Genomic DNA, 25,714 nt, shown 5'->3' on the forward strand with positions numbered 1-25,714 from the left:
TGTTTGGCGGACAGTCCTTTGTCGACGTTCGCCTGGGTGCGGAGGGGACCGATCCAGTGGGTGTTCGGGCGTTGTTCACCGCGATCATGTCCGTGGCGCCCCACCGGAGGTAGGTTCCGCACATGCTCAAGGCGGCACCGGCCTCGCCGGTCTTCAAGGTGTAAGCCTCGTCCGCCGGCCCGCGATCGCGGCGGGTGCCGGCCAGGCGAGGTGCCCGGATCCGGTTCAGGACAGGAACGACCTGTGGGCTGCCTGCTAACCCTCACTCTGCGTGAGAGCGCTCTCACAACCTGTTGAAGGAGATCCGGAAACACAATGAGGACCTTGGTCGCCGCACTCGTGCTGGCGCTGTGCACGCCGGCGGTCGCCAACGCGGCCGCTCCCGCCTGCACGGACATCACCACGGCGAGCGGCATGCACGCCAACCTGTGCGACCCCGGCTCGGACACCGCGCTCGTACTCGTGCCCGGCGCCACGTACAACTCGGCGTACTGGGACTTCCCGTACCGCCCGGAGCTGTACTCGTTCAGCAAGGCGATGAACGCCGCGGGCTACGCGACCGCGACCGTCGACCGGCTGGGCACCGGCCGCAGCGACAAGCCGCTCAGCGTGACCGTCACGGCGGCCCGGCAGGCCGCCGCGGTCAACGACGTCGTGCAGTCGTTGCGGGACCGCGGTTTCCGCAAGGTCGTGCTGGGAGGCCACTCGCTGGGCTCGATGATCTCCATCGTGTCCGCGTCCACCTACCGCAACGTCGACGCGGTCCTGATCACCGCGGCAACGCACCTGATGGACGCGCCGACGTTCCTGGACTTCGCGGCCACCAGGATGGAGCCGCGGTCAGTCCTGGACCCCGGCTACCTCACCACCAAGCCCGGTGAGCGCTACCACGTGTTCCACGCTCCTTCCCAGGTCGAGGCAGCAATGGTGACGGCCGACGAGGCGACCAAGGACGTGGCGTCCATGGTCGAGATCACCACGGGCCTCACCCTCGGCGTGGCGCTGCCGTACTCGATCCGGATCAACGTGCCGGTGCTGCTGGCCATCGGCGAGGTCGACCCGCTGCTGTGCAGCCCCATCGCACGCGACTGCTCCACCGCCGAACGCATTGTGGAGCAGGAACGCCTGGCCTACGCGGGTTCCCCGGACCTGCGCGGGTACGTGCTGCCCGGCGGGTCGCACGACCTGAACCTCCACCCGGACACTCGGAACTACCAGCGCGCCGTCATCAACTGGCTCAACGACGTCGTCTGACGCACGAAAGCCCCGGTCCCTTGCCAGCGCAGGGAACCGGGGCTTCGCTGGGTGTGCCGCCGCGCCGCAACCGGGCTAGCTCGCCGGGCAACTGATTGCAAAGTGGGGGGTAAGCGGGGGCTTTGATCTCGAACGGATCGCCCCCGCTGCTCCTATCAGCGATCGTCCACACCCTGCCATCATCCCGGCCAGGGGCCGATCGCGTCCGGCGCGGAAGTCAACAGCTTCAAGCCTGAGATTGCGTTCGGCTGACGACTGCAGCGGCTATGAGCGCTACGAGGTTGTCGGTCCAGCAGTCCGACTCCTTGGTGGCGACCTCGGCACCGCAGGCTGCACAGACGAGGTTGGGGCCGTCCTGGCCGTCAAGTCCGCAGCAACCGGCGCGCCGTCTGCGATCGGGATGCAGAGCAGTGCCTGGCACGTCGTCAGGATGCAGGATGAACAGCGTGGCGTTGTAATTGATCGCGTAGGTGCCCTGCGCCACCCGCGGGTCTGCGATGCGATGGTCGGACAGGTGATCGCCAGCCGGGAATGCCTCTGACTCCAGGAGATCGCCGGTGAGAGGGTGATCGCAGTTCGCGCAGACATACAGGGTCACCGGGACAATGTGCGGAATCACGACCACGGTTCGAGCGAAATCGCATATCTGGCCGACCAGTCCCGTGAAGTTGGCCGGCACAGTGACCCGGTCAGCGAATACCACGCTGCGTGCCGCCGTCCAACACTCGCCCGCCGGCGCCGCGCTTCCGCTGTCAGGGGTCGGACTGGTGTTCGCTGAGCGTTCATGGTGCTTCGTCCTGGCCGTCGTTCGGTGGCAAGGCGGCGCAGCCGTCGCGGCAGTCGAGCGCATGCCCTGCAAGCTGTGGTGACCCCGCTGGCGCTCGTAGGGAGCTGCTAGACGACTTAGCTCCACGGGTGAAACCTCGCTGGCTGAGGTGAGGCCGGAGTTGCGGCGCGCAGCGCTGCGCCCGGCCGACCGGGCGCAGCGAAGCGGCTGCCGGTAGCGCCGGGATGGATGTTGTTCGACGAAGGCCCCGGACGCGCCGCCAGCGGCGGCGCCTTGAGAGCGCCCTGGACAAGCCCGAGCATGACAAGACCGAGAGGCCTGACCAGGGCGAACAGAGCGGGCTGCCCGATGCCGCTGCTAAAGGAGTCAGGGGTTAAAGCGCATCAAAGGTGTATCAGCGATCACCCAATGCGAAACCCCCAGGCCTGTGACCTGGGGGTTTGGTGGGCCGCCAGGGACTCGAACCCTGAACCCGAAGAGTAAGAGCCTTCGCTTGGCGTTGTTCGCCGATCTTCCTCGACAGTGCTCACTACCTGCACGGATGCGGTCTTGATCTGAGCACTGTGGACGATCACTTCGCGACGTTTATCGACGTTTTACGAGACTAAAGCACATCATGATCTTGGTCCTTCTGGGCCCGTCCGCACCCCTGCCATCATCCCGATACTGAGCCTCGAACGCGGCCGGTGGTGCTGGGTCAAGGTACTCGTTCCAGCCTTGACGCGGCGCTGCCGGCCGTTGTCATGACTCGCGGCGTCGGGGTGGCTCGGCCTGGCGTTCGTCGGGGCGTTCCCGCTGCTTCGTCTGGTGCCTGATCGGTGGCAAGGCGGCGCAGCCGTCGCGGCAGTCGAGCGCCAGGACCAGCAGTCCGCGGTGACCCTGACGGCGCTCGTAGGGAGCTGCTGGACGACATGGCTCCACGAGAAAGCTCATCGGTTGGGGCAAGGCCGAAGGACGGCGCGCAGCGCCGCCCGGCCGACCGGCGCAGCGAAGCGGATGCCGGGAGCGCCGGGATGGAAGGTGTTCGCCGTACACGCGGAGCGTGCCGCCAGCGGCGGCCTTGATCCCGTAGAGCCAAATTCGGCAAGCCACTCGCTACCAGGTCACAGTTTGTCCAAGCGTTTTTTGTAGCTGTCCTTCCAGGCCAAGATCAGTTTGGGCCGATAGGTGCTTCAGGAACTCGGAGACTCTTCGGCACACAACGACCGAAAGCCACATTCCTGTCGGTCGTTTCTCCAGCCAGCTGAATGCCGGAAGGGAGAATCCGTGTGCAAAGGAGTGTCTGACAGTGAGGATTTCGTTGAGGCGTTGCTGGGCCGCGATAGGTGTTGTCAGTTGGCCTTTCGGCCATGTCCACAGGGGCAAGACATCAAAGCCGGTGTATCGACTTATGTGCGTCCTGCAATTTTCCCAATTTGGTGTGTTGAAGCTTCCTCGGGCGCGCTCCTGCTCCGCGAGTAGCAGCTGATGAAGAGCGGACTCCAACGGCTTACGGGCCTTCTTCCCGTACGCTAGTAGGAACTCTTCGGTTACTGCCTCGACGTAGGCCTCCCACGAGGCAACAGAGGCAGCCAAGTGGGCTCGGAAGCGAATTTGTTTATAGCTCGATGTCAGGACTGATTCTGGTCCATTCGACGGCAGATCCTGAAGCAGAAGGTCTGCACTTGTAAGAGCATTCTGGAAGGATACGATTGACTTTGATGACATGGGCGGCCATCACAGTCTTGAAGTGAAGTTGGCGAGTGCTTCTTTGTACCTGTTAAGCGGGGCGATATTGATCTGAACTCGCTCGCCATTGATTGTCTTGGGGCCGGGCTTAAGTAGGTGAATCGGCGTACCGGTGATTGTTGATATAATGCAGGCGGAGTGGTAATCCGGTACCTCGGTAAAGGTCTTGTCGAGCTTGCCGATTCCGACCTGGAACAGGGATGGATGTTCCTTATAAGTCTTCTCTACGGTCGACTTGATGATCTTCGCTGCGATTTCAAAGGCCTTAGAAGCAGTCTCTCCGTACAGCGTGACTCGGTTGCTTACGAAGGTGTGAAGCTTGGGCGTCTCCACTCTTTCGGCCTCAGCGCGCCTGGCGAAGTTGATTTTTGCGTACTCGGCGATATCGCCCTGCCCGACCCCGTAAAGGAGTGCAAATACGTTTTCAATGCCGCGGCGCGAGCTATCGTCTGCGGTGAAGGGAATAATTATATTATCTGCTGCCACTAGTGCCTGCTGGGTGTAGACCGCGAAAGAAGGATTGCAGTCGATAAGTACGTATGCATCCCGATCGGCGCTACGTGCAGAGAGTGCCTTGCAAAGGTCTCTCACCCATTCGAGAACCCGTTTCCAGGCATCTGATGGAATTGGCAGGGCAGACGTTTGCCGAATTGCTTCGCTCAAGATTTCCAAAAGATTGTCGCCCGCAACCAGGTTGACATTCTTTGGAATCTTGCTGTTGAACTCATTTGGAATGCTGATGTACTTCTCTACCTCGGCTGCTGATACGGTGCCAAAAGGGTTGCTGAGGCGCGCTTCAAGGTAGCCGGCTACCGTACGTCTTGGTCGCTCTTGGGCGAGTTCTTGAATAGGTGGATCTGTTGGGGTGAAACCTCCGAGTAGAGTTTCGGATACATTTGCTTGCGGGCAAAGGTCGATCACATAGATGTCGCTTTCTGGGTTGTCATGCGCGAGCTGGCAAGCGGCCGTAAAGCAAAGAAAGCTCTTGCCAACGCCGCCTTTGTTGTTCCAGAATGCGTAGGAATGCAATACAATCAGCTCCGCGTCGTCGATGTGATCGGCATCTCAGTGTAGATGTCGAGCTGCCCTGAAGTCTCGGTAGGTTGGCTCCGTGGACGTTACTAGTTGGGCATGTGCGCAGGCTGAGCGTGATCTAGCTGGTCTCCCGCGTCGTTGGGCACACGTACGCGGCGTGGCAAGGCGCGCGAGCATGGCGGCTGAGGCCCTCTCGGTCGAAGACGGCGAGATGCTGGTCGCGGCTGCGTTCCTGCATGACGTGGGCTATGCGAGCCACGTGGCCACTTCGGGATTTCATGCGCTCGATGGCGCTTGCCACCTTCGTGATCTTGCTGCTCCGGGCCGCCTATGCGCCTTGGTTGCGCATCATTCGTGTGCGTACCGAGAGGCTGAACTGCGCGGGCTCTCGGCTCATCTGGCGCAATGGGCTGATGAGCGCACGCCCGTTCGTGACGCGCTCTGGTGGGCAGACATGACCACGACACCCGACGGTGAGCCGACGAACATTCATGATCGAATCGAAGAGATACAGAAGCGCTACGGCCCGGAGGACCTGGTGACCTTCTTCATCCGGCAGGCCAAGCCGGAGTTGGTCGCTGCGGTCGAGCGTACCGAGGAACGGCTACGCGCGGCGGGTGTCGACTACACCGCGAAGTAGGGTGTCGATCGCTCCTCGAACCCGTGTTCGATCCGAAGTCGGATCGACGGATGGATGTTGAGCGTGTCGAGGTCTCCGCGGCTTACCCAGTGAACTTCGCTGGACTCGTTGCTAGTCCGCAGCTCGCCGCCGATCAGCCGTGCCCGGAAGCAGATGGAGAACTGCTGCCGCACCTCGCCGTCTGTGTAGGCGATGACGTGCGCGGGGTCGGAGTACACGCCGATGATGTCGACGGGCTCGACGTCGATCCCGGTCTCTTCCTTGACCTCGCGGATGACGGTGTGGCCGATGGTCTCGCCGACGTCCTGCGCTCCGCCGGGGATCGAGTACAGGTCGTTGTCGGTCCGCCGGATCATCAACAGCCGGCCGTGCTCGTCCTGTACGAACGCCGTCACCGCCACGACGATGTTGGTCGCCTTGGGCGCGTTCGGGTCGTTGTAGTGATCAGTGCGAGCCATGCCTACCTGCCTACCACTTCGGCGGCTTCGCGCCGTCCCAGACGCCCTGGAAGCTCTCGGCGTACGTCTCGAACAGGTCGCCCCCGGACAACCGCCGCAGGTGCAGGACCGGCGCGTGCGCTGCCATGAAGCCGTGCACGTGCGTGTTCACGAGCATCTCGTCATCGAAGCGGTAGATCGAGTTGTAGAGCGTCGTGCCGTGAATCCGGATCTCCACGCCAGACACCTCGGCCAACGGCTTGTAGACCGCGAGGGCGTTCCGGATCTTCGCGCCAAGCGTGGTCTTGCCGATGCCCTCTTCCTCGCTGCGGCGCGCGACCTCTCGGCTCGCGGGGTCTCCGAGCAGCAGCCGGATCTTGACGCCGCTCTCTGCCTTCTGGCGAAGCGTCTTGATCAAAGCTGGGTTGTCCACCAGGAACATGCCGGCGTAGACGAGGATCGAAATGCTGATCTTGGACTGCTCGATCAGGTGTCCCCAGATGTCCTGCGGCACGGCATGGCGGTGCGCGTAGACCTGGACGACCTCGGACTCGTTGATCTCTTTCTTCTTCTCTGGCGCGACGGCGTCTGGCCAGAGGTAGGTCTCGGTCTCGCGGACCATCGCGGCGATGGCGTGCCGGTGACGTGGGTACGGCGTCCGGTCCTGCGTGATCCACCGTTCGACGGTCTTCGGGTCTACGCCGGTTGCCTTGGCCACTTCATCGAAGCCCAAAGTGTTGCGCAGCAACGCATCCCGCAGGCGCTGGTTCGGCATGATCCACCCTCCGTACAACTAGGGACGACTTCAATGTAGCCGAGACGTCTGTAGTTGTCCTGTTGTGTGGTGTGGACGTCCTCGCGATTCGTCGAAAGTCGTAGGTGTCGAGATGTCGGGGAGTGGCCCCGACCGGCACAAACGTCAGGAGAACGACGATGGCGATCACAGGTGGGAGCAGGTTCCCGGCGGGTCACGACTTCGTGTTCCCGAGGGGCGCGCTCGTGATGGGCGTCGAGCCGGTGCTCAAGTTCCAGTCGGCTGAGGAGCGCGCCAAGGGCCTCCCCGCCGAGCAGGAGACGGACAAGGAGACCGGTCAGCTCGTGTGGTCCGTCCTGGTGATCGACCAGGCTGCGGAGCGCAAGGCGGACGCTGCGGTCACGGTCAAGATCTCGGCACCTCACCAGCCGGTGCCGCCGGAGGCGATTCCGGGTACGGACATCCGCCCGGCGATGTTCGAGGGTCTGACGGTGACGCCGTGGATCGATGACAAGGGATGCCGTGGCGGCCACGTCGGGGAGCGCCACCGCTGCCGGGCGAAGCTGGGCTACAGCCTGCGGGCCACAGGCATGAAGGCCATCGTTGCGGCCAAGCCCGCACCTAAGGCGGCGTGATCCGTGCCTGACTTGATGCGCCTGCACCTGACGGCGAACCTGCCGATCCGGGTGGAACCGCTCGTCTTCGCTGGGCGGGTCGAGTTCCGGCTGGGCAACGCGTTCCCGGCCGTCTTGGTGGTCGACGCGGAAGCGTTGCCCCGGCTTGCTGAGGCGATCGCGGAGGGTCAGACGGCTCTCGATGCGGCGCGGGGTGGTCAGTGATGGGGTTCAACGCCACCTGCACGCCCGGTCAAGACGCGGGCGCGGCCATGATCCGCGTGACGCCTGAGGTTCCGGCGCTGGCCATCTACCTCGATCCGGTCAACATCGCGATCCAGCTTCCGCCTTTCCCCGGTGGCTCGGACGTGCTGATGCGGTTCTGTCGGGAGTTGTCGCGCGAGGCGGCCAAGCTGGCCGATCACCTCGACAACCAGGAAGGCCGTCACGCGCTCGCGGAGGAGGCTCCCGATGTCCTCGGCTGAGGCTATGCACTGGGGCTTGGCTGAGCAGGCTCGGACGCTGAGCGAGGCGCACGACGTGCTGAGCAAACTCATGCCCAACCCGAAGGCAGCTCCCGCTGTTCTGCGGGACTACTACCTCCGCTCGGCCGCCATCTACGCGCGAGTCGCTGAGACCGACCGCAGCCACCACCACGAGGCCATGTACTGGGCGAACCGTGAGCGCGAGAAGGGGGAGGCGATCAAGGTCACGAAGACGGCGAAGAAGTAAGCAGAAGTCCTTATTGGACAGAGCGCGTGACTTTGCTGGGTCACGTGGCGATGCCGCACGTCTTGTTGCGGTGCAAAGAGAACGTGAGACGCAGGAGCGGAACCCGGCTACCAACCTCGCCGCTCCTGCGTTGTCCACCCAACTCAGGAGTGAACAACGATGAGCGTAGAGCCTGAGCGCATTCGTGCGCTAGACGGGGATCAGATGATCTCCGGCAGGCAGACCGTTTCCAGCTACGCCGTGATGCTCGATAGCGGCTCACTGGAGACGATGGAACTCACGGCCGCGCAGGCCAGGGGCTTCGAATGCCTGACCTGCCGGGCGCAGCACACCGCCGCTTCGGGAGCGTTCCAGCCTGTTGGGCGCATCCCGAGCGTGGGCAGCGTCTTCCAGTGCCTCAAGTGCGCTGGCGGTGCACGATGAAGGGCAGCCGCTGGGTAGACCCCGCGCCGTTCGAGGGCTCTCGTCCGCAGGTTCCGTGGTGGGTGTGGCTTCCCGGCTGGGTCAAGCTCGTGCTCGCGCCGTTCGGGCTGCTCTGGCTCGCGGTCCGCCTGGTCGTGCGGCTGGCCGTGACGGCAGTCCGGTACCCGATCGCGGTCACGGCCGGCCTCGGCGGCTACGTCACCTACCGCCAGTTCGGGCTGTCGCCGCTGGTGATCGCGTTGCTGTCGCTCGTGTGCGCCTTGACCGTCTGGTACGGCCTTCATAGGGACTCGTACCTGCGGCACGGCTGGTACCGCGTGCTTACCGAGTGGCGGCGGCTCACGGTATACGTGCCGCAGTGGCGCACCGTGATGCGGCTGGCGGAGCTGTCCAGGGACAACCGGGGGCGGGAGTACCGGCCGAAGTTGCGCCGCGTTCGCTCTGAGGGCTGGCGGGACAAGGTCCGGGTGCGGATGATCCCGGCGCAGTCGCCGGAGCAGTGGGAAGCGCGTCGGGACAACCTGGCGCACTCGTTCAATGCCCGGTCCTGCCGTGTGCGGGTGTTGAAGCCTCGCGTGCTTGAGCTCGACTTCGTCCACGCTGACCCGTTGGCGCGTCCGGTCGCGGTGCCGCAGCTCGCCGACGCCGGAGAGGTCGACCTCAAGCGCGTCGTCGTTGGTCGCACTGAGACCGGCAAGCCCTGGCGGCTGAGGCTGCTCGGCTCCCAGGTCCTCGTGGTCGGCGTGCCCGGTGCTGGCAAGGGCTCGGTGCTGTGGTCGATCGTCTGGCAACTCGCCCCGGCCATCAAAGCCGACATGGTCCGGCTCGTCGGGATCGACCCCAAGGGCGGCATGGAGCTGGGCCAGTGCCCGGACGCGTTCGAGAAGGTCGTCTACGACAACGGGCCGGAAGCTGTTGCCCTGCTTGAAGAAATCGCGGCTGAGGTCAAAGAGCGCGCCTCTCGCTACCGGGGTATCCGGCGGCTTTGGGCGCGCAGCACTGGTGAGCCATTCACGGTCCTGATCGTGGACGAGTTGGCGGACCTGATCGCCTATCAGGCGGACCGGAACCTGCGTGACCGCGCGACGCGCGCTATCCAGACGATCACCTCGCAGGGACGTGCACCCGGCTACGCCGTCGTCGGCCTGGTCCAGGACCCGCGCAAGGAGATCGTCGGCTTCCGACACCTGTTCACCACCCGCGTGGCGCTGCGCCTCGATGAGCCGGTGCAGGTGGACATGGTTTTGGGCGATGGCGTTCGGCAGCGCGGTGCGGCTGCTCACGAGATCAGCGAGAACACGCCCGGTGTCGCCTGGGGCAAGGAGGACGGGCAGCGCGAACCCGAGAGGGCACGGGCCTTCAACGTCACGGACGCGGACCTGGTCGAGCTGGGCGTCTACCTTGCCCCGGCCACCGTCCACGAGTTCCCCGAGCTGACAGACGGGAGGGCGGCGGCATGACCGAGTACCTGACCCGCTCGGAGCGGATGAAGCAGCCGGCCGCGCTCGACGTCGTCCGAGCCGTCGCAGAGGAACACGGCGTCTGCGTCCGGCCTCTGGCCAAGGAGCGGATCGACCTCGACACCGGGCGCGTGGACATCGTGCCTGTGCCGTGCGGCTCGACGGTCGCGAGCGTCTGCCCGACCTGTGCTGAGAAGAACCGCCGTCTGCGGATGGCGCAATGCCGCGAGGGATGGCACCTGACCGAGGAACCGGACTTCACTCCGGACGCTCCGAGCGACGATCAGCGGGAGCTGACCGAGTACCGGGCTGACCTGGTCAAGGCCTTCCGCCTGGCCCTCGATGAGGGCGACGAAGTTGGAGCGGAGGAGGTGCGGGAGGAGGTCGCGGAGGTCGACGCCGAACTTCGGCAACTCGGAGTCCGCGGCTCCCTCCCCTCCCTGGAAGTGCCGCTCACAGCTGCTCGGAAGCGGTCGACCAGGCGGCGGCAGGACGCGCCCAACCTGCCTCGGCGGCCGGTCAGCAAGCGCACCGTGGGCAAGGTCTTCGGAGGCAAGTACCAGCCCTCGACGTTCCTCACGCTGACGCTCGACACCTACGGCAAGGTCCGCAGCGATGGCACCCCGGTAGATCCGACGACGTACAACTACCGGCGGGCTGCTCGGGATGCGGTGCACTTCGCGGCGCTGCTCGATCGGTTCGTCCAGAACCTCCGGCGCTGTGTCGGCTGGGAAGTTCAGTACTTCTCGACGGTCGAGCCACAGCGGCGGCTGGCTCCGCACTGGCACGCAGCCGTTCGAGGCTCGGTCTCACGGACAGAACTGCGGGCGGTCGCTGAGGCCACGTACCACCAGGTCTGGTGGCCCGAGCATGACGAGATCAAGTACAGCGGCGACAACCTGCCGTTCTGGGATGTGCGGGCCAAGGGGTTCGTTGATCCGCAGACACGCAGGGCCTTGCCTACCTGGGAAGAAGCCCTAGATGAGGTCGAGCGTCCGGCCCATGTAGCGCGGTTCGGGGTGCAGGTGCACTCCAAGGGCATCCTCGGCGGCACCGAAGAGGCCGGCCGCCACATCGGCTACCTGACGAAGTACCTCACCAAGAGCATCAACGAGTGCTACGAGGCGCAGACGGCCCGTCAGGAAGACCATGCCGAACGGCTGTGTGCGGAGCTGGCCGTGACGCCCTGCTCGCCGCAGTGCGCGGTGTGGCTGATCTACGGCGTCCAGCCTCGTGGGGCTCGGCTGTCCACGGTGCCGGGGAAGTGCAAAGGCAAGGCGCACAAGCGAACCACGCTCGGCGTCGCTGGTCGGCGGGTCCTTGTGTCGCGGAAGTGGTCGGGGAAGTCGCTCGCGGACCACAAGCACGACCGCAAGACGTTCGTTCGGCAACTGCTCGCGGATGTCGGGATCAAGCCCGAGGACCAGGCGCAGCGCGTCGTCTGGAACAACGTCCAGCCCGGTGACCCGAACGTGCCGCCTCGAGCACACCTGTTGTTGAGCGCTGTCGCTGAGCGGCGCAGGTGGAAGGCCGAATACACCGCCGCGCTCCTCGCATCCGCCGGACCGCCAGAAAGTTCGGCAACTCCGCAAGCTGCCTGATCAAGGGGGAGAACATCATGGAAGCACGCGAGTTTGAGCCGCTGTGGACAGTCAGTGACGTTGCGGCCTACCTGAACGTCCCGGTCCACACGCTCTACGGCTGGCGCACGAAGAACTATGGCCCACCCGCACGGCGCTTGGGGAAGCACCTGCGGTACCTGCCGTCCGAGGTGCGGAGCTGGTTCGAGCACCTGCTTGAGGAGGCTGCCTGATGGGACGGCCACCTCTCGACATCGGCACCTATGGCGCGATCCGTTGCTACCAAGAGGCAAAGGGCTGGCGCGCACAGACGAACTATCGCGACTACGACGGCCAGACACGGCCGGTTCAGCGGCGCGGGAAGACCAAGGCTGAGGCTGAGCGGAACCTCAAGAAGGCGTTGGCTGAGAGGAAGGCACCTGCCGGTGATGGGCTGACGCCTGACAGCCGGTTCAAGGAGGCTGCGGCTCTGTGGTTCGGCAAGTTCCAGGCGCTCGCCGATGCCGGCAAGAGGTCGCCTGGCAGCGTCGACACCTACCGGAGCATTCTTGATCGTCACGTATTGCCTGGCCTCGGTGAGCTGCGGCTTCGTGAGATGACCGTGGCGCGGATCGACGCGTTCCTCCAGACGCTGTGGCGGTCGGTCAGCGTCGACACCGCCAAGACGGCCCGTTCGGTGCTCTCCGGGGCGCTGAGGATCGCGGTGAGGGACAAGGCGCTCGACACCAACCCGGTTCGCGAGACGGATCGGCTCGAGGCTGGGCGCAAGAAGAGTCCGAGGGCGCTCACGCTCGAAGAACGGCTCTTGTGGCTCGAAATGCTCGAGTCGGATGAGGAGGCGGTGAAGTGGGACCTTCCTGACCTGTCGCGCTTCATGATGGCGACTGGTGTCCGGATCGGTGAGGCGCTGGCCGTCTACTGGGAGGACGTCGACGTCGAGGCGGGCACGGTCGCGGTGAACTACACCGTGATCAGGGCCAAGGGCATCGGACTGATCCGGAAGTCCACGAAGACGGAGGCTGGAGAGCGCACGCTTCCGCTGCCTCGGTGGGCGCTGGACATGTTGAAGCGGCGGTATGCGATCACCCTCTTCCCGAACGGGCCTGTCTTCCCCAGCAGCCTCGGCGGCCTACGTGACCCGTCCAACGTTCGGAGGGACCTCCGCAAGGCTCGCGGCGGCGAAGAGTTCGCGTGGGTCACCTCGCACGTCTTCCGGAAGACGGCGGCAACCATCCTCGATGAGGCGGGGCTCTCCGCGCGCCTGGTCGCGGACCAGCTCGGGCACGCCCGGCCCTCGATGACGCAGGACGTCTACTTCGCCCGCAAGGTGGTGGACAAGCGAGCTGCTGACGCTCTTGAGGGCGCGTTCGGCGTGCCGAAGCGAGACGCTGACGAGGACGAAGAGGACCAGATCGAGGACGGTCCGCCGGATGCCGCAGCTTGAGAGTCAGAGGCGTAAAGCGTGCCAAAGGTGTGCCAGCGATCTTGCAAAGCGAAACCCCCAGGCCTGTGACCTGGGGGTTTGGTGGGCCGCCAGGGACTCGAACCCTGAACCCGAAGATTAAAAGTCTCCTGCTCTGCCAATTGAGCTAGCAGCCCTCGCCGGACAGCCTACCGATCTCCAAGGCCGCATGTCCTCCGGGTTGCCAACCTCACCCCCGCCGCGCCCCAACCCCCGCCACCAAGCACCCAACCAGCCACGAAAGAGAGGATCAGGCAAGAACACAAGCGGATCGTCGTACCACCACCAACCCGAAGCAGCTGGAATTGGAGGTGTCACAACGACGACCCAGAGGAGCAGAGAAGATGCCGCTCGACCACTACGTCACCCTGGGCCGCTCCGGCCTCCGCGTCAGCCCGTTCGCCCTCGGCGCGATGACCTTCGGCGAGGACGCCGGGGCCGCCGGCTGCAGCGTCGAGGAGTCCGAGAAGATTCTCAGGGCCTACCTCGAGCGAGGCGGGAACTTCATCGACACCGCCAACTTCTACACCAACGGGCACTCGGAGAAGATCCTCGGCGACTTCTTCGGCAGCAACGGCGGCAGGGACCGGGTGGTGCTCGCGTCCAAGTTCTTCTTCAACATGCACCCCGGCGACCCCAACGGTGGCGGGGCGGCACGCGGGGCCATTCGCCGGCAGCTCGACGAGACGCTCCGGCGGCTGAGGACTGACTACCTCGACCTCTACTGGATGCACAACTGGGATCGGAACACCCCCATCGAGGAGACCATGCGGACCCTCGACGATCTGGTGGGATCGGGCAAGGTCGGGTACATCGGGTTCTCCAACGTGCCTGCCTGGGTGACGGCGCAGGCACAGACGATGGCACTGCTGAAGGACTGGACGCCGCTCATCGCCTTGCAGGTCGAGTACTCGTTGCTGGCGCGGACGGTCGAGGGTGAGATCGCGCCGATGGCAAAAGAGCTCAACATGGCCCTGGTGCCTTGGAGTCCGCTCAAGAACGGGTTCCTCAGCGGCAAGTACCGGCGGAACGTGCAGGTCAGCGACTCGGAGCGGACCAAGTTCGTCGGCGGGCCCAGCGAGCGGGAGTTCGAGGTCATCGACGTCGTCACCGGGATCGCGGACGAGCTGGGCACGACTGCGGCGGCGGTGTCGTTGGCCTGGCTCAGGCAGCGAGGGAACGTGGTGCCGATCATCGGGGCGCGGAAGCTGGAGCACCTCACCAGCAACATCGAGGAGGTCACGCTCACCGAACAGCAGGTCGCGCGCCTCGACGACGTTTCGCGGCCCGAGCTCAACTACCCCGCGCCGCTGCACGGTGAGTTGCGGGCGATGCTGCAGTTTGCCGGCGCGACGGTGGATGGCGAGCCGTCGAACGTCTACCCGCCGTTGTTGCTCAGCGACGTCCGCTACTGAGGTAGAGCCTGCTCCACCCCGAGAACGGAAGTGTGCGTGACTGTGCCGGAAGGCGCCGGCTGAGAGTGTTTCCCCATCGACGGAAGGGGAGGCGCAGGATGAAGAAGACGCTGGTAGGGGTCCTGGCAGCGGCCATGCTGTTCAGCGGGACGGCCATGGCCACGCCGAGCAGCCAGGTGCAGAAGCAGCTCGACGGACTCACGCAACAACACGAGTTTCCGGCGGCGCTGGCGACGATCACCGAGGCCGGCGGCTGGTCGATGTCGCTCACCTCGGGCACGGCGGAGCTGAACAAGCGCACGCCCGTCCCGAGGAACGGGCAGGTGCGGGCCGGCTCGAACACCAAGGCGTTCGTCGCGACGGTGGTCATGCAGCTGGTCGGCGAGAACCGCGTCGAGCTCGACAAGCCGATCAACCACTACCTGCCAGGAGCGGTCAAGGACGACCGGATCACCGTTCGGCAGCTGCTCAACCACACCAGCGGGCTCGCGAACTACACGCAGTACCTGGGGCTGGAGAAGTTCGAGGAGCTGCGGCACCGCTACTTCGAGCCGCGTGAGCTGCTGGACGTCGGCAACGCGAATCCGGTCACCAACGAGCCGGGCGCGAAGTTCAAGTACAGCAACACGAACTACGTGCTGCTCGGTCTGCTGATCCAGAAGATCACGGGCAGGCCGGTCGCGGAGAACGTCGACCAGCGGATCATCAAGAAGCTCAACCTGCGCGACACCTACTGGCCCGGTGTCGGCGACGAGACCATCCGGGGCAAGCACCCGCACGGGTACGCGAGGACGAGCAACGGGATTGAGGACGTCACCGAGCTCGACCCCTCGTGGGGCTGGGCCGCCGGACAGATCATCTCCACGACCAAGGACCTCAACACCTTCTACCGCAGCCTCCTCAAGGGTGATCTGCTCAAGAAGGCCCAGCTGGACGAGATGAAGAAGACCGTCGACACCGCCGGCGAGATGTGGCCGGGTGTCGAGTACGGGCTCGGCATCGCCAGTGCGCCGCTGTCCTGCGGCGGTGTCTCGTGGGGCCATGGCGGTGACATCCACGGCTTCGAGACGCGTGGTGGGGTCACCGACACCGGCAGGGCTTTCTCGGTCGCCGTCACGGCGCTGCCCGGTACTTTCCAGGGCACGCCTGAGGAAGGCGCCAAGGCCCACGACGCGGTTCTGGCCACTGTGGACGCTGCCCTGTGTGGTGCCAAGTGATCATCGCCGCAGCAGTCGCAACGCTGTCGTTGCTCATCCCCCAGCAGCTCGACCAGATCGTCCACGAACGCACGCCCGGAGTCGAGGCCCACGTCAACGGCCGCAACTACGCCGCGGGCAACGCGCCGGTCAACGGGCAGGTGCGGATCGGCAGCATCACCAAGTCGTTCGTGGCGGTCGCCACGCTGCAGCTCGTCGCCGAGAACAAGGTGCGGCTCGACGAGCCGGTCAACCGGTTCGTGCCGCACATCAAGGACGGCCGCATCACCGTGCGCCAGGTTCTGCAGCACACCAGCGGTTTGCCGGACTACGTGATCCAGGTCGGCGTTCCGAAGATCGAGGACATCCGGAACAGGTACTTCGCGCCGCACGACCTGCTCGACGTGGCCCTCGCGCAGCCGCCGCTGTTCCAGCCGGGCGAGAAGTACGAGTACAGCAACACGAACTACGTCGTCGCCGGCCTGCTGATCCAGAAGGTCACCGGACGGCCGGTCGGCGAGGCGATCCAGAAGGTCATCACCAAGGCCGGCCTCAAGGACACCTACTGGCCGGACCAGGGCGAGCGACGGATCCGCGGCCGCCACGCCCAGGCCTTCGTGCTGACCGACCTGCTCGACCCGAGTTCCAAGGTCGTCAACGCCACCAGGCTCGACACGTCCGCGGCGTGGGCGTCCGGCGCGATGGTCTCCACGCCCGCCGACGTCGCCAAGTTCTACAAGACGTTGCTGCAGGGCGGACTTCTGCCGAAGGCGCAGCTCGACGAGATGCGCAAGACCGTCCAGGTCGACGACCGGAGCGCCTACGGGCTCGGCCTGGAGAGCACGAAGCTGAGCTGCGGCGGGGTTTCGTGGGGCCACGGCGGCTCGATCCACGGGTGGGCGTCGCTCGGTGCGGCTACCGACGGCGGCAAGTCGGCGGCGATCACGCTCACCGCGTTGCCCGGCACGTTCGGTGACGACCCGGCGAAGAAGTACCAGCGGATGATCGACGTGATGGACAGCGCGTTCTGCCGGAAGTGAGCCGGAAGTGCGTCAGCGGGCGTACCGGAGCACCCAGAGCATGTCCTGCTCGGTGACCGGTCCGTCCGCGACGCACGCCAGCAACCAGTCGGTCAGCGACTCCGGATCGATGCCCGCCCCGATCAGCACCAGCTGAGTCGGGGCGTCGTCGCATTTCGTGAACGAGACGTACGCGCCGACGGTCTGCAGCATGAACGTGCCACCGGGAAACCGCACGAAACCCTTGGCGCGGAACAACCCCTCCGGGCGTGCGGACAGGAAGTCCATGAACAGCTTGGGATGCATCGGCTCCGCTGATTCGAACGACACGCTGTCGTACGAGGCGTGGGCGTGCGTCGAGTGGTCGTCCAGGTCGTCGAACGACAGCTGCCGCGGCCCCAGGTCCGGTGGCCGCACCTCGAACAGCAACGCCGGGTCGATCCGCCCGTACGACACGGGGACGACGGGCACCTGGCAAGGCAATGCGGGCAGGGACGAAACGCGGTCGACCTTGTTCAGCACCACCAGGTCCGCCAGCGCGAGGTCGCGCTCCAGGTGCGGCACGGCGTCGAGCTCCACCGCGTCGACCACGTAGATCAACCCGCCGTAGGACACGTCCTGAGCCTGCAACACCATCCGGACCATCGCCGCCGGCTCGGCGAGGCCGGACGCCTCGATCACGATGACGTCCAGGTCCGCCGCGGCCAACTTGGCCAGCATCCCGTCCAGTTCGGTGCCGTCGACCGCGCAGCACAGGCAGCCGTTCGACAGCGACACCATCGAGTCCACCTGCGCCGACACGGCGAACGCGTCGATGTTGATCCGCCCGAAGTCGTTCACCACGACGCCGATCCGCGTGCCGCCGGACGTGCGCAGCAGGTGGTTGAGCAGGGTGGTCTTGCCGGAACCTAGGAAGCCGGCGAGCACGACTACGGGGATCACGACGACCGAGGCTAGCCGGTGAACTCCGAGTTCCTCTTCAGCACCTCGTCGACGCTGCCCTCGAACGACGGCGGGTAGATCACCAGCTCGTCCACGCCCAGGTCCTCGTACTCCCTGATCACCGGCTTCGACAGCGGGACTTGCGCGGACACGCTGATCCGGAAGCCGGCGGGACGCTCGGGAAAGCGGTCGAGGTGGCCGCGGATGTCGGCGGGAGTCCCGATGCCGAACCACCCCTGCGCACGGGTGACGGCCCGCCGGAACGCCGAGCGGCTGTGGCCGCCGACGACCACGCGCACGTTGGACGGCCGCGGATGCGCGTCCACGCCGGAGAACGACACGAACCTGCCCGCGAACGACGGCGAGGGCGCGTGCCACAGCTGGTCCATCGCGTCCAGGTACTCGTCGGTCCGCGCGCCGCGATCGTCGAACGACACCCCGACGGCGGTCATCTCCGGTTCGAGGTAGCCCGCGCCGACGCCGAGGGTGAAACGGCCGCCGCTCAGCAGGTCCAGCGACGCCACCTGCTTCGCGAGCACCAGCGGGTTGCGCTGGGGCAGGATCACGATGCCGGTGGCGAGCTCCAGCCGGGACGTGACCGCCGCCACATAACCGAGGTGCGTCAGCGGGTCCACGATCACGGTGTCCGGTTCGGACGGTGACGGGTCCACCCGCGGCGACGGCAGCACCACGTGGTCGGACGCCCACCAGGAGTGATAGCCGAGTGACTCGGCCAACTGGGCCAGTCGTCGCGTCTCGTCCGGTCCGGCGGTGTCGCCGATGTTGAGCCCCTGCACCCCGATGTCCATGACCGGGCCAACGATCGATCTGCGTCGATCATTCCCCGGAATGCAACGGATTCGGGGTTTCGCGCATCAGAGTGTCCGAGAGGGGGCGATGATGACCGAGTTCCTGGCTGCCGCGGTGGCTTTCCCAACCGTGCTGTTCAGCCTGCTGGTGCTCGTGGTGCTGGCGTACTGGCTCACGGTCGCGTTGGTGGGCCTGGACTTCGACGCCCCGGTGCTCCCGATCTCGATCTCGTTGTTCGTCGTGGTCACGTGGTTCGCCGCGCTCGTCGGCACCGTGCTCACGCCGGAGGGCTCACTGCGGTACGCAGTCCTCGCCGGCGCGCTGCTCGTGGGCGCGTTGGTCACCAAGATCCTGCTGATCCCGGTCAGGAACTGGACAAAACCCGAGAAACCCGCGTCCCGCAACGACTTCGTGGGCCGTACCGCGATCGTCCGGACGACGAGGGTGACCGAACACTACGGGCAGGCCGAGGTGACCGCCGACGACGGCGGCACGGCGGTCGTGCAGGTGCGAGCCGCGCAGAGCACCGAACTGAAGGCGGGTCAAACCGCACTGATCTTCGACTACGACGCAGAAGGCGAGTTCTTCTGGGTCGTGGACATCACCACAGGGGGCTGAAATGGGTGCGATCTCCACGGGGCTGATCGTGCTGATCGCCGTGATCGTCGTCGTGCTGATCCTGGCGACGATCACGCTCAGCAGGTTGTTCAAGAAGTGCGAGCAGGGCAAGGCGCTGATCGTCTCGAAGATGCGCAAGGTCGACGTGACCTTCACCGGAACCGTCGTCCTGCCCGTGCTGCACAGGTGCGAGACGATGGACATCTCGGTGAAGACCATCGAGATCCGCAGGGCCGGCAACGAAGGCCTGATCTGCAAGGACAACATCCGCGCGGACATCCGCATCACGTTCTTCGTGCGCGTCAACAAGACCGTCGAGGACGTCATCAAGGTCGCGCAGGCGATCGGCACCGAGCGCGCGAGCCACGAGGCCACGCTGCAGGAGCTGTTCAACGCCAAGTTCTCCGAGGCGCTCAAGACCGTCGGCAAGCAGCTCGACTTCGTCGACCTCTACACCCACCGCGACGAGTTCCGCGACCGGATCGTGCAGGTCATCGGCACCGACCTCAACGGCTACAGCCTCGAGGACGCGGCCATCGACTACCTGGAGCAGACGCCGCTCAAGCAGCTCGACCCGGCGAACATCCTGGACGCGCAGGGCATCCGCAAGATCACCGAGCTGACCGCGATCGAGCACGTCAAGACCAACGAGTTCACCCGCAACGAGGAGAAGGAGATCACGCGCCAGAACGTCAGCGCGCGTGAGGCGATCCTGGAGCTCGAACGACGTCAGGCCGACGCGGAGATCAAGCAGAAGCGCGAGATCGAGACCGCCCGCGCGCAGCAGGAGGCCGAGACGCAGAAGGTGCAGGCCGAGGAACGGCTCAAGGCCAACACCGCGTTCATCCGCACCGAGGAGCAGCTCGGCATCCAGACCGAGAACAAGGCCCGCGAGATCGCCGTCGCCGAGAAGAACCGCGAGCGCGTCATCGCCGTCGAGACCGAGCGCATCGAGAAGGACCGCCTGCTGGAGGTCATCGCCCGCGAACGCGAGACGTCGCTGCGCATGATCGAGAAGGACAAGGAGCTCGAGCACGAGCGCCGCGCGATCGCCGACCTGGTGCGTGAGCGGGTCGCCGTCGAGAAGACGGTGGCCGAGCAGGAGGAGAACATCAAGCGGCTGCGCGCGGTCGAGGAGGCCGAGCGCGAGCGCCAGCAGATCGTCATCAGGGCCGAGGCGCAGGCGCAGGAGTCGCTGGTCAAGGACATCAAGGCCGCCGAGGCCGCGGAACAGGCCGCGCAGCACAAGGCCCGCGAGGTCGTCGTGCTCGCCGAGTCGCGCCAGCAGGCGGCGGACCTCGACGCCCAGGCCAAGATCAGGCTCGCCGAGGGCGTGCAGGCCGAGTTCGCCGCGACCGGTCTCGCCGAGGCCGTGGTCGACCGCCAGAAGGCGCTGGCCGACGCCGAGGGCATCCGCGAACGCCTCAAGGGCGAGGCGGAAGGCCTGTCGCACAAGGCGGAGGCGATGGCCGCGCTCGACACCGCGACCCGTGAGCACGAGGAGTACCGCCTGCGCCTCGAAGCCGAGAAGGAGATCCGCCTCAGGGGCATCGACGTGCAGCGCCAGATCGCCGAGGCCCAGGCCATGGTGCTGGCCGCCGGTCTGGAGAAGGCCGACATCGACATCATCGGTGGCGACACGATGTTCTTCGACAAGATCGCGAGCGCGATCACCGCGGGCAAGCAGGTCGACGGCTTCGTCGGCAACTCGGACGTCGTGCAGGCGCTGGGGTCGAAGTGGATGGACGGATCGGCGAACTTCCCCGAGGACCTGACCAAGATCCTCAGCTCCTTCACCACGGGTGACGCGCAGAACATCGCCGCCGCCATCGCACTCACGCAGATGGCCAAGAACAACGGCCAGCCCGCATGACCCAACTCGACGCCGGCACTTACGAGGTGCTGCGGGCCCGGCTCGCCGACCAGGCCGCCGAACTCGCCCGCAGCACCGAGGCGCTGAACGCCCAGCGCGTCGAGACCTTCGGCAGCACCGCGCTCGAACTCGTCGCCACCGAACGGATCCGTACGGCGAACAACTGCGTGCCGCGCGACATCGTGGCACTCGGCGACGTGATGCTGTTCGGCTACAACGTCTTCATGGGCCTCAAGCCCGAGACGACGGTCGACGACGTCTTCGCGGCGCACGGCAGGGACTTCGGCACGGTCGAGGCGGAGTTCCTGCGGGACCCGAGGTTCCGCAACGACTTCGCCGAGCTGTACCGGTACTACCGCGAGACGCGACTGCTCCAGCTGCGCATCGTCGAGTCACGGCTGCTCGCGGTGTTCCAGACCGGCGCGCGGATCGAGGACATCCGCGTGCTGCGCTGGGACGTCAAGGTCGACGGCACGGTCACCTACGTCGACAACCGCGGCGACCGCGACCACGTCTTCCCGCCCTCGCACGACTTCACGTGGGTGGAGACGACGCGCGAGCAGCACGTGCTCGGCCGGCACCCGCACATCGCGATCGACAACGAGGTCTTCGTCGAGACCGTCGGCGGCACGCTCACCGTCAAGGTCGAGAACAACACCGAGTCCGGCCAGGGTGTCTACGAAGAGCCCGTCGACGAGCCGTTGCAGAGCCTCGCCGACGCCGACGTGCACTACGCCCGCGTCGGCCCGTTGATCCTGTTGCGCATCCTGCCGTACAAGGAGACGGTCTGGCGGCACCTGGTGTTCAACACCCGCACCAAGGAGGTCACCAGGCTCGACGGCATCGGCCAGGCCTGCCAGCGGCTGCCCGAGGACCAGGGAATCATCTTCCCCGGCGGCTACTACCTGGTCACGGGTGCGGACAAGACGTTCGACGTCGACACCGACGAGCTGGAGTTCGAGCGGGTCGTCCGGTCCGCGAACGGCGAGGACGTCCTGTACGTCTTCCACGCCCGCCGCGATGGCCGCAGCCTCCTGTTGCCCTACAACGTGATCCGCAAGGAAGTCGCGACGCCGCTGGTCTGCCACGGGTACTCGCTGTTCGCCGACGGCACGCTGGTGATCTTCCGCGAGACCGGCTCCGAACCCGTGCGGGTACACCCGATGCAGGTGTGGCGCACGCCGTTCCTGCAGGACGAGGAACTGCCGGAGCAGGCGGGTCCACTCGCCCGCATCGGCAACGCCGAACTGGTCCGCGGCATCTCGGACTGCCTGTCCATCACCAGGATGAGCGCCGAGATGACGCCGAGCGCGCCGGTGTTCGAGGGTCTGATCGCCCTGTGCACCAGGGTGATCGACGGCGTGCACTGGCTCGGCGAGCTGGGGCTGAAGCAGGCCGTGCTGGCCGTGCGCGCCACGGCGGAGCAGGTGCTGGACGAGTTCGAGGCCGTCCGCACGCTCACCGAACACGCCGCCGGGCAGCTCCACGCGGCCTCCGAGAAGCTCGCCTCACTGGTCAGGCTCGCCCGCTCGGCCGCGCCGCGCAGCGCCGACGAGTGGGTGCGGCTGCTGGCCGACCTGAGGTCCGCCCAGGGCCGGCTGATCACGCTCAAGGACCTGAAGTACGTCGACCTCGACGAGATCGACCGGCGCGAAGCAGAACTGGTCGAGGAACTCGGCGCGTCAGCACGCAGAGCCGTCGCGTTCCTCAGCGGTGACGGCGCGTTCTCCCAGTACCACGAGGAAATCGACCGGATCGCGGCGGTGGAGCTCACGACCGCCGCCGAGGCGAAGCCGTTGCGCGAACGGCTCGCGCAGCAGCAGACCGGCCTGGAGGTGCTGACCGAGGTCGTCAGCACGCTCGACGCCGCTGACACGACGACCCGCACGCGGATCCTGGCCAGCATCGGTGAGGTGCTGGCCGCGGTCAACCGCGCACGGGCCACAGTGGACGGTCGGCGGGCGCAGCTCGCGAACGCCGAGGGCCGCGCGGAGTTCGCCGCGGAGTTCGCGCTGCTCGGCCAGGCCATCACCGGCGCGCTCTCGGTCGCGGACACCCCGCAGCGCTGCGACGACCAGCTCGGCAGGCTGTTGCTGCAGCTAGAGAACCTGGAGTCGCGGTTCGGTGAGTTCGACGACTTCCTCGCCCAGGTCGGCGCCAAGCGCACGGACGTCTACGAGGCCTTCTCGTCGCGCAAGCAGACGCTGCTCGACGAACGGGCGCGCAAGGCCGACCGGCTCGTGCAGTCGGCGGAACGGGTGCTCGGCACGATCCGCCGTCGAGTCGGCAAGCTCGGCTCGGCCGACGAGATCAACACGTACTTCGCCGGCGACCCGATGGTCGCCAAGGTCCGCACGGTCGCCGAACAGCTACGGGAGCTGGGCGACGTCCGGGCCGACGAGCTCGACGCGAGTCTGCGTGATGCCCGGCAAGAGGGAGGCCGGGCACTGCGGGACCGGGCCGATCTGTACGACGGCGCGTCGATCGTGCTCGGTCGTCACCGCTTCCCGGTGACGACCGAGCCGATGAACCTCACGCTGGTGCCGCGCGACGGCCGCCTGTTCTACGCGGTCACCGGCACCGACTACCGCAGCGAGGTCACCGATCCGGCGTTCGAGGCCACCAGGCCGTTCTGGGACCAGCTGCTGGTGTCGGAGACCCAGGACGTCTACCGGTCCGAGCACCTCGCGGGCTGCCTGCTCGCCGAAGGCCGCACCGATGCCGCGAACGCGGCCGCGGAACGGTACGACGAGGGCTACGAGAAGGGCGTCCACGATCACGACGCCGAGAAGATTCTGGCTGTCCTGCGACGACTTCACGCCGGTGCCGGACTGCTGAGGTACCCGCCGGTCGTCCGGGCGGCGGCTCAGGTCTTCTGGTCCGAGCAACGAGAAGACCAACGCGCGGTGTGGGCGCGCAAGGCCGAGTCACTGGCCCGCGCCCGCACGATCTTCGGTGGCACGCACGGAATCGCGGAGCTGACGGAGCAGTTCGGCCTCGACCCGCTCGCCGCCGAGTATCTGTTCGAGGAGCTCGCGTGTGAACCGAAGGGGTTCGTCACCAGCAAGACCGCCCGCGCGGTGATCGACAGGTTCCGCGCCGTGGTGACCGAGGAACTGCACGACCGCGACCTGATCGAGGCGTGGCTGCGGGCGTTCCTGGGAGACGAGGACTGCCCGGAGTTCCCCGAGGTCGTCGCGGTCCTGCTCACCGACCTGCCGCGCTACGACTCCAGTGCGTCACTGACCGAGACCGTCACCGGCCTGCTCGGCACGCACCCGCGCGTGACCGGCCAGTCGATGGACCTGCGCCTGGACGAGGTCCTGACCAGGCTCAGGACCTTCACCACCGAACAGGTCCCGGCGTTCCGTGCCTACCAGCGCCGGCGCGACGAGCTGCTCGCCGAGGAACGCCGCAGGCTCAGGCTCGACGACTACCAGCCCGCGGTGCTGAACACGTTCGTGCGCAACAGGTTGCTGAACGAGGTCTACCTGCCGTTGATCGGCGACAACCTCTCCAAGCAGCTCAACGACGGCACGGGACTGCTGATGCTGATCTCCCCGCCCGGCTACGGCAAGACGACGTTGATGGAGTACGTCGCGAACCGCCTGGGCATGGTTTTCGTCAAGGTCAACGGTCCGGCGCTGGGCACCGGCGTCACCTCGCTCGACCCGCAGGAGGCACCGAATGCCACCGCACGCCAGGAGGTCGAGCGGATCAACTTCGCGTTCGCCCTGGGCAGCAACGTTCTGCTGCACCTCGACGACATCCAGCACACATCGCCTGAGCTGCTGCAGAAGTTCATCTCGCTGTGCGACGCACAACGACGCGTTGACGGCGTCTGGGACGGTGAGACACGCACGTTCGACCTGCGGGGCAAGCGCTTCGCGGTGTCGATGGCGGGCAACCCGTACACCGAGACCGGCCGCGCGTTCCGCGTTCCCGATATGCTCGCGAACCGCGCGGACGTGTGGAACCTGGGCGACGTGCTGTCGGGTCGCGACGCCCTCTTTGCGTTGAGCTACCTGGAGAACGCGTCCGGCTCGAACCCGACGCTGAACGGCGTCGACGTGGAACCGTTGGTACGCCTGGCGAACGGCGAGAGCGTCCGCCACGACCACGAAACCGTTGAACTGGAACGAATGCTGTCCGTCGTGCGCAAGCTCCAACGGATCCAGCAGGTCGTGCTCAAGGTCAACCAGGCGTACATCGCGTCGGCCGCGAACCCGTCCGAGCAGCCGTTCCTGTTGCAGGGCAGCTACCGCAACATGAACCGGATGGCGGCGAGGATCGTGCCGGCGATGAACGACGACGAGGTCGAGGCGTTGATCGACGACCACTACCTCGGCGAGGCACAGCTGCTCGGCGGTCTCGCGGAGGCGAACCTCGCGCGACTGCGCGAGCTCAAGGCCTAGTCGCAGTCCACGTCGAACGGGTCGCGGCCGCGCCCGCCCCGGTCCTGCGGACCGGCCGGGCGCAGGTCGTGCTCCTCCAGGAAGTCGCAGAGCTCGTCGGCGTCGAGCGGCAGCTCCAGGCAGCGCTCGAGGGCCTTCCCGAAGAGCTCGGAGTCGCAGCGCAGCAGGTCGAACAGGTTGGGCGGCCACGGCTTCGACGGCTTACCGGGGGACGGCGGTGGCGGCTTCTGCGTCGGAAGCGGGGCGGTGGCCGCCGGGGGAGGCGGTGGCGGCGCAGGTGGCGGTGTGTGCACCACGGCACCGACGGCGGAGACGGTCGTGGTGGCGGTCGCGGTGACGACCTCGGGCGGAGCGGGTGGCGGGGCGACGAGACGGATGTCGACCGGCTTGTCCGGGGGTACCGCGAACAACGCCGCGATCAGGGCCGCGCCCATCACCGCCACCACGGCTGCGAAGTAGCCGCGGCGTCTGACACCAGTCATCGCTTCCGCTCCCCAGGTTCCGCCTGCCCGGTAGCCGC

25 protein-coding genes and 1 tRNA gene are annotated in these 25,714 nt (G+C 66.3%); 17 read left to right on the forward strand and 9 right to left on the reverse strand.

Going from position 1 to position 25,714, the window contains the following annotated elements:
- Positions 1-315 precede the first annotated feature (315 nt).
- A complete protein-coding gene (locus ACRSBM_RS42110; RefSeq protein WP_434452386.1) occupies positions 316-1,254 on the forward strand; it encodes an alpha/beta hydrolase in 939 nt (312 codons plus the stop codon).
- Between the two features lie 226 nt (positions 1,255-1,480).
- Here the strand turns inward: ACRSBM_RS42110 and ACRSBM_RS42115 are convergent, their stop codons facing one another.
- The 3 genes from ACRSBM_RS42115 to ACRSBM_RS42125 form a co-directional block, all read right to left on the reverse strand.
- Positions 1,481-1,879, reverse strand: a complete 399-nt coding sequence (locus ACRSBM_RS42115; RefSeq protein ID WP_434452389.1) for a hypothetical protein — start codon at positions 1,877-1,879, stop codon at positions 1,481-1,483.
- A gap of 1,257 nt (positions 1,880-3,136) precedes the next feature.
- Positions 3,137-3,748: a HEPN domain-containing protein gene (locus ACRSBM_RS42120; protein ID WP_434452391.1), complete on the reverse strand. Its 612-nt coding sequence runs from the start codon at positions 3,746-3,748 to the stop codon at positions 3,137-3,139.
- Positions 3,749-3,757: 9 nt separating this feature from the next.
- A complete protein-coding gene (locus tag ACRSBM_RS42125; RefSeq protein WP_434452393.1) occupies positions 3,758-4,798 on the reverse strand; it encodes a ParA family protein in 1,041 nt (346 codons plus the stop codon).
- 82 nt (positions 4,799-4,880) lie between these two features.
- Here ACRSBM_RS42125 and ACRSBM_RS42130 point away from each other — a divergent pair, with 82 nt between their 5' ends.
- Entirely contained in the window at positions 4,881-5,444 is a 564-nt protein-coding gene (locus ACRSBM_RS42130; protein WP_434452395.1) for an HD domain-containing protein, read from the forward strand.
- Here ACRSBM_RS42130 and ACRSBM_RS42135 read toward each other — a convergent pair.
- A complete protein-coding gene (locus tag ACRSBM_RS42135) occupies positions 5,429-5,902 on the reverse strand; it encodes an NUDIX hydrolase (RefSeq protein ID WP_434452397.1) in 474 nt (157 codons plus the stop codon). The genes ACRSBM_RS42130 and ACRSBM_RS42135 overlap by 16 nt on opposite strands.
- Positions 5,903-5,912: 10 nt before the next feature.
- Positions 5,913-6,656: a DUF5919 domain-containing protein gene (locus tag ACRSBM_RS42140; RefSeq protein ID WP_434452399.1), complete on the reverse strand. Its 744-nt coding sequence runs from the start codon at positions 6,654-6,656 to the stop codon at positions 5,913-5,915.
- A 158-nt stretch (positions 6,657-6,814) separates the two neighbouring features.
- Between ACRSBM_RS42140 and ACRSBM_RS42145 the strand changes: the two genes are divergently transcribed.
- From ACRSBM_RS42145 to ACRSBM_RS42185, 9 genes are all read left to right on the forward strand, one after another.
- The gene (locus tag ACRSBM_RS42145; protein ID WP_434452401.1) at positions 6,815-7,270 is read left to right on the forward strand and encodes a hypothetical protein; all 456 of its coding nucleotides are present in this window, start codon (positions 6,815-6,817) and stop codon (positions 7,268-7,270) included.
- A 3-nt stretch (positions 7,271-7,273) separates the two neighbouring features.
- Complete coding sequence (locus ACRSBM_RS42150) at positions 7,274-7,474, forward strand: hypothetical protein (RefSeq protein WP_319969644.1); 201 nt, start codon at positions 7,274-7,276, stop codon at positions 7,472-7,474.
- The gene (locus ACRSBM_RS42155) at positions 7,474-7,734 is read left to right on the forward strand and encodes a hypothetical protein (protein ID WP_258946352.1); all 261 of its coding nucleotides are present in this window, start codon (positions 7,474-7,476) and stop codon (positions 7,732-7,734) included. Before ACRSBM_RS42150 ends, ACRSBM_RS42155 begins: the two co-directional genes overlap by 1 nt.
- Positions 7,735-7,750: 16 nt before the next feature.
- A complete protein-coding gene (locus tag ACRSBM_RS42160) occupies positions 7,751-7,981 on the forward strand; it encodes an AMED_5909 family protein (RefSeq protein ID WP_434452403.1) in 231 nt (76 codons plus the stop codon).
- Between the two features lie 159 nt (positions 7,982-8,140).
- Positions 8,141-8,404 (forward strand): hypothetical protein, encoded by a 264-nt coding sequence (locus ACRSBM_RS42165; protein WP_434452405.1) that lies wholly within the window; start codon positions 8,141-8,143, stop codon positions 8,402-8,404.
- The gene (locus ACRSBM_RS42170; RefSeq protein WP_434452407.1) at positions 8,374-9,864 is read left to right on the forward strand and encodes an FtsK/SpoIIIE domain-containing protein; all 1,491 of its coding nucleotides are present in this window, start codon (positions 8,374-8,376) and stop codon (positions 9,862-9,864) included. The genes ACRSBM_RS42165 and ACRSBM_RS42170 overlap by 31 nt, the downstream gene beginning before the upstream one ends.
- Entirely contained in the window at positions 9,861-11,465 is a 1,605-nt protein-coding gene (locus ACRSBM_RS42175; RefSeq protein ID WP_434452409.1) for a replication initiator, read from the forward strand. Before ACRSBM_RS42170 ends, ACRSBM_RS42175 begins: the two co-directional genes overlap by 4 nt.
- Before the next feature lie 17 nt (positions 11,466-11,482).
- Entirely contained in the window at positions 11,483-11,677 is a 195-nt protein-coding gene (locus ACRSBM_RS42180; protein ID WP_346129861.1) for a helix-turn-helix domain-containing protein, read from the forward strand.
- Positions 11,677-12,888 (forward strand): tyrosine-type recombinase/integrase, encoded by a 1,212-nt coding sequence (locus ACRSBM_RS42185; protein WP_434452412.1) that lies wholly within the window; start codon positions 11,677-11,679, stop codon positions 12,886-12,888. Before ACRSBM_RS42180 ends, ACRSBM_RS42185 begins: the two co-directional genes overlap by 1 nt.
- A gap of 79 nt (positions 12,889-12,967) precedes the next feature.
- Here the strand turns inward: ACRSBM_RS42185 and ACRSBM_RS42190 are convergent.
- A tRNA-Lys gene (locus ACRSBM_RS42190) sits at positions 12,968-13,043 on the reverse strand.
- 207 nt (positions 13,044-13,250) lie between these two features.
- Here ACRSBM_RS42190 and ACRSBM_RS42195 point away from each other — a divergent pair.
- The 3 genes from ACRSBM_RS42195 (at position 13,251) to ACRSBM_RS42205 (ending at position 16,557) form a co-directional block, all read left to right on the forward strand.
- Entirely contained in the window at positions 13,251-14,321 is a 1,071-nt protein-coding gene (locus ACRSBM_RS42195) for an aldo/keto reductase (RefSeq protein ID WP_434452414.1), read from the forward strand.
- A gap of 98 nt (positions 14,322-14,419) precedes the next feature.
- Positions 14,420-15,538: a serine hydrolase domain-containing protein gene (locus ACRSBM_RS42200; RefSeq protein ID WP_434452415.1), complete on the forward strand. Its 1,119-nt coding sequence runs from the start codon at positions 14,420-14,422 to the stop codon at positions 15,536-15,538.
- Positions 15,535-16,557: a serine hydrolase domain-containing protein gene (locus tag ACRSBM_RS42205; protein ID WP_434452417.1), complete on the forward strand. Its 1,023-nt coding sequence runs from the start codon at positions 15,535-15,537 to the stop codon at positions 16,555-16,557. The genes ACRSBM_RS42200 and ACRSBM_RS42205 overlap by 4 nt, the downstream gene beginning before the upstream one ends.
- Before the next feature lie 12 nt (positions 16,558-16,569).
- On the opposite strand, the gene ACRSBM_RS42210 is transcribed toward ACRSBM_RS42205, so the two are convergent.
- Positions 16,570-17,478, reverse strand: coding sequence for a CobW family GTP-binding protein (locus tag ACRSBM_RS42210; protein ID WP_434452419.1), 909 nt, complete (start codon positions 17,476-17,478; stop codon positions 16,570-16,572).
- Between the two features lie 11 nt (positions 17,479-17,489).
- Entirely contained in the window at positions 17,490-18,287 is a 798-nt protein-coding gene (locus tag ACRSBM_RS42215) for an LLM class F420-dependent oxidoreductase (protein ID WP_434452421.1), read from the reverse strand.
- Between the two features lie 91 nt (positions 18,288-18,378).
- Here ACRSBM_RS42215 and ACRSBM_RS42220 point away from each other — a divergent pair, with 91 nt between their 5' ends.
- From ACRSBM_RS42220 to ACRSBM_RS42230, 3 genes are read left to right on the forward strand one after another with little or no spacing between them, the layout of a single operon-like run.
- Positions 18,379-18,906 carry a hypothetical protein gene (locus ACRSBM_RS42220; protein ID WP_434452423.1) on the forward strand — a complete coding sequence of 176 codons (528 nt, stop codon included), beginning with the start codon at positions 18,379-18,381 and terminating at the stop codon, positions 18,904-18,906.
- Position 18,907: 1 nt separating this feature from the next.
- Positions 18,908-20,779 carry a flotillin family protein gene (locus ACRSBM_RS42225; RefSeq protein WP_434452425.1) on the forward strand — a complete coding sequence of 624 codons (1,872 nt, stop codon included), beginning with the start codon at positions 18,908-18,910 and terminating at the stop codon, positions 20,777-20,779.
- Positions 20,776-25,194 (forward strand): DNA repair ATPase, encoded by a 4,419-nt coding sequence (locus tag ACRSBM_RS42230; RefSeq protein WP_434452427.1) that lies wholly within the window; start codon positions 20,776-20,778, stop codon positions 25,192-25,194. The genes ACRSBM_RS42225 and ACRSBM_RS42230 overlap by 4 nt, the downstream gene beginning before the upstream one ends.
- On the opposite strand, the gene ACRSBM_RS42235 is transcribed toward ACRSBM_RS42230, so the two are convergent.
- Entirely contained in the window at positions 25,191-25,676 is a 486-nt protein-coding gene (locus ACRSBM_RS42235) for a hypothetical protein (protein WP_434452429.1), read from the reverse strand. The two genes, ACRSBM_RS42230 and ACRSBM_RS42235, sit on opposite strands and share 4 nt — an antisense overlap.
- Positions 25,677-25,714: the final 38 nt, after the last annotated feature.

This window comes from Lentzea xerophila (assembly GCF_051094245.1).
Lineage (GTDB): Bacteria > Actinomycetota > Actinomycetes > Mycobacteriales > Pseudonocardiaceae > Lentzea > Lentzea xerophila.

Bases quoted from the DNA above. Each gene is read 5' to 3' on its own strand.
- ACRSBM_RS42180 (WP_346129861.1), top strand. From the start codon at position 11,483: ATGGAAGCACGCGAGTTTGAGCCGCTGTGGACAGTCAGTGACGTTGCG.
- ACRSBM_RS42220 (WP_434452423.1), top strand. From the start codon at position 18,379: ATGACCGAGTTCCTGGCTGCCGCGGTGGCTTTCCCAACCGTGCTGTTC.
- ACRSBM_RS42235 (WP_434452429.1), bottom strand. From the start codon at position 25,676: ATGACTGGTGTCAGACGCCGCGGCTACTTCGCAGCCGTGGTGGCGGTG.
- ACRSBM_RS42200 (WP_434452415.1), top strand. From the start codon at position 14,420: ATGAAGAAGACGCTGGTAGGGGTCCTGGCAGCGGCCATGCTGTTCAGC.
- ACRSBM_RS42195 (WP_434452414.1), top strand. From the start codon at position 13,251: ATGCCGCTCGACCACTACGTCACCCTGGGCCGCTCCGGCCTCCGCGTC.
- ACRSBM_RS42175 (WP_434452409.1), top strand. From the start codon at position 9,861: ATGACCGAGTACCTGACCCGCTCGGAGCGGATGAAGCAGCCGGCCGCG.
- ACRSBM_RS42120 (WP_434452391.1), bottom strand. From the start codon at position 3,748: ATGTCATCAAAGTCAATCGTATCCTTCCAGAATGCTCTTACAAGTGCA.
- ACRSBM_RS42135 (WP_434452397.1), bottom strand. From the start codon at position 5,902: ATGGCTCGCACTGATCACTACAACGACCCGAACGCGCCCAAGGCGACC.
- ACRSBM_RS42185 (WP_434452412.1), top strand. From the start codon at position 11,677: ATGGGACGGCCACCTCTCGACATCGGCACCTATGGCGCGATCCGTTGC.
- ACRSBM_RS42225 (WP_434452425.1), top strand. From the start codon at position 18,908: ATGGGTGCGATCTCCACGGGGCTGATCGTGCTGATCGCCGTGATCGTC.
- ACRSBM_RS42145 (WP_434452401.1), top strand. From the start codon at position 6,815: ATGGCGATCACAGGTGGGAGCAGGTTCCCGGCGGGTCACGACTTCGTG.
- ACRSBM_RS42165 (WP_434452405.1), top strand. From the start codon at position 8,141: ATGAGCGTAGAGCCTGAGCGCATTCGTGCGCTAGACGGGGATCAGATG.
- ACRSBM_RS42155 (WP_258946352.1), top strand. From the start codon at position 7,474: ATGGGGTTCAACGCCACCTGCACGCCCGGTCAAGACGCGGGCGCGGCC.
- ACRSBM_RS42140 (WP_434452399.1), bottom strand. From the start codon at position 6,656: ATGCCGAACCAGCGCCTGCGGGATGCGTTGCTGCGCAACACTTTGGGC.
- ACRSBM_RS42215 (WP_434452421.1), bottom strand. From the start codon at position 18,287: ATGGACATCGGGGTGCAGGGGCTCAACATCGGCGACACCGCCGGACCG.
- ACRSBM_RS42110 (WP_434452386.1), top strand. From the start codon at position 316: ATGAGGACCTTGGTCGCCGCACTCGTGCTGGCGCTGTGCACGCCGGCG.
- ACRSBM_RS42230 (WP_434452427.1), top strand. From the start codon at position 20,776: ATGACCCAACTCGACGCCGGCACTTACGAGGTGCTGCGGGCCCGGCTC.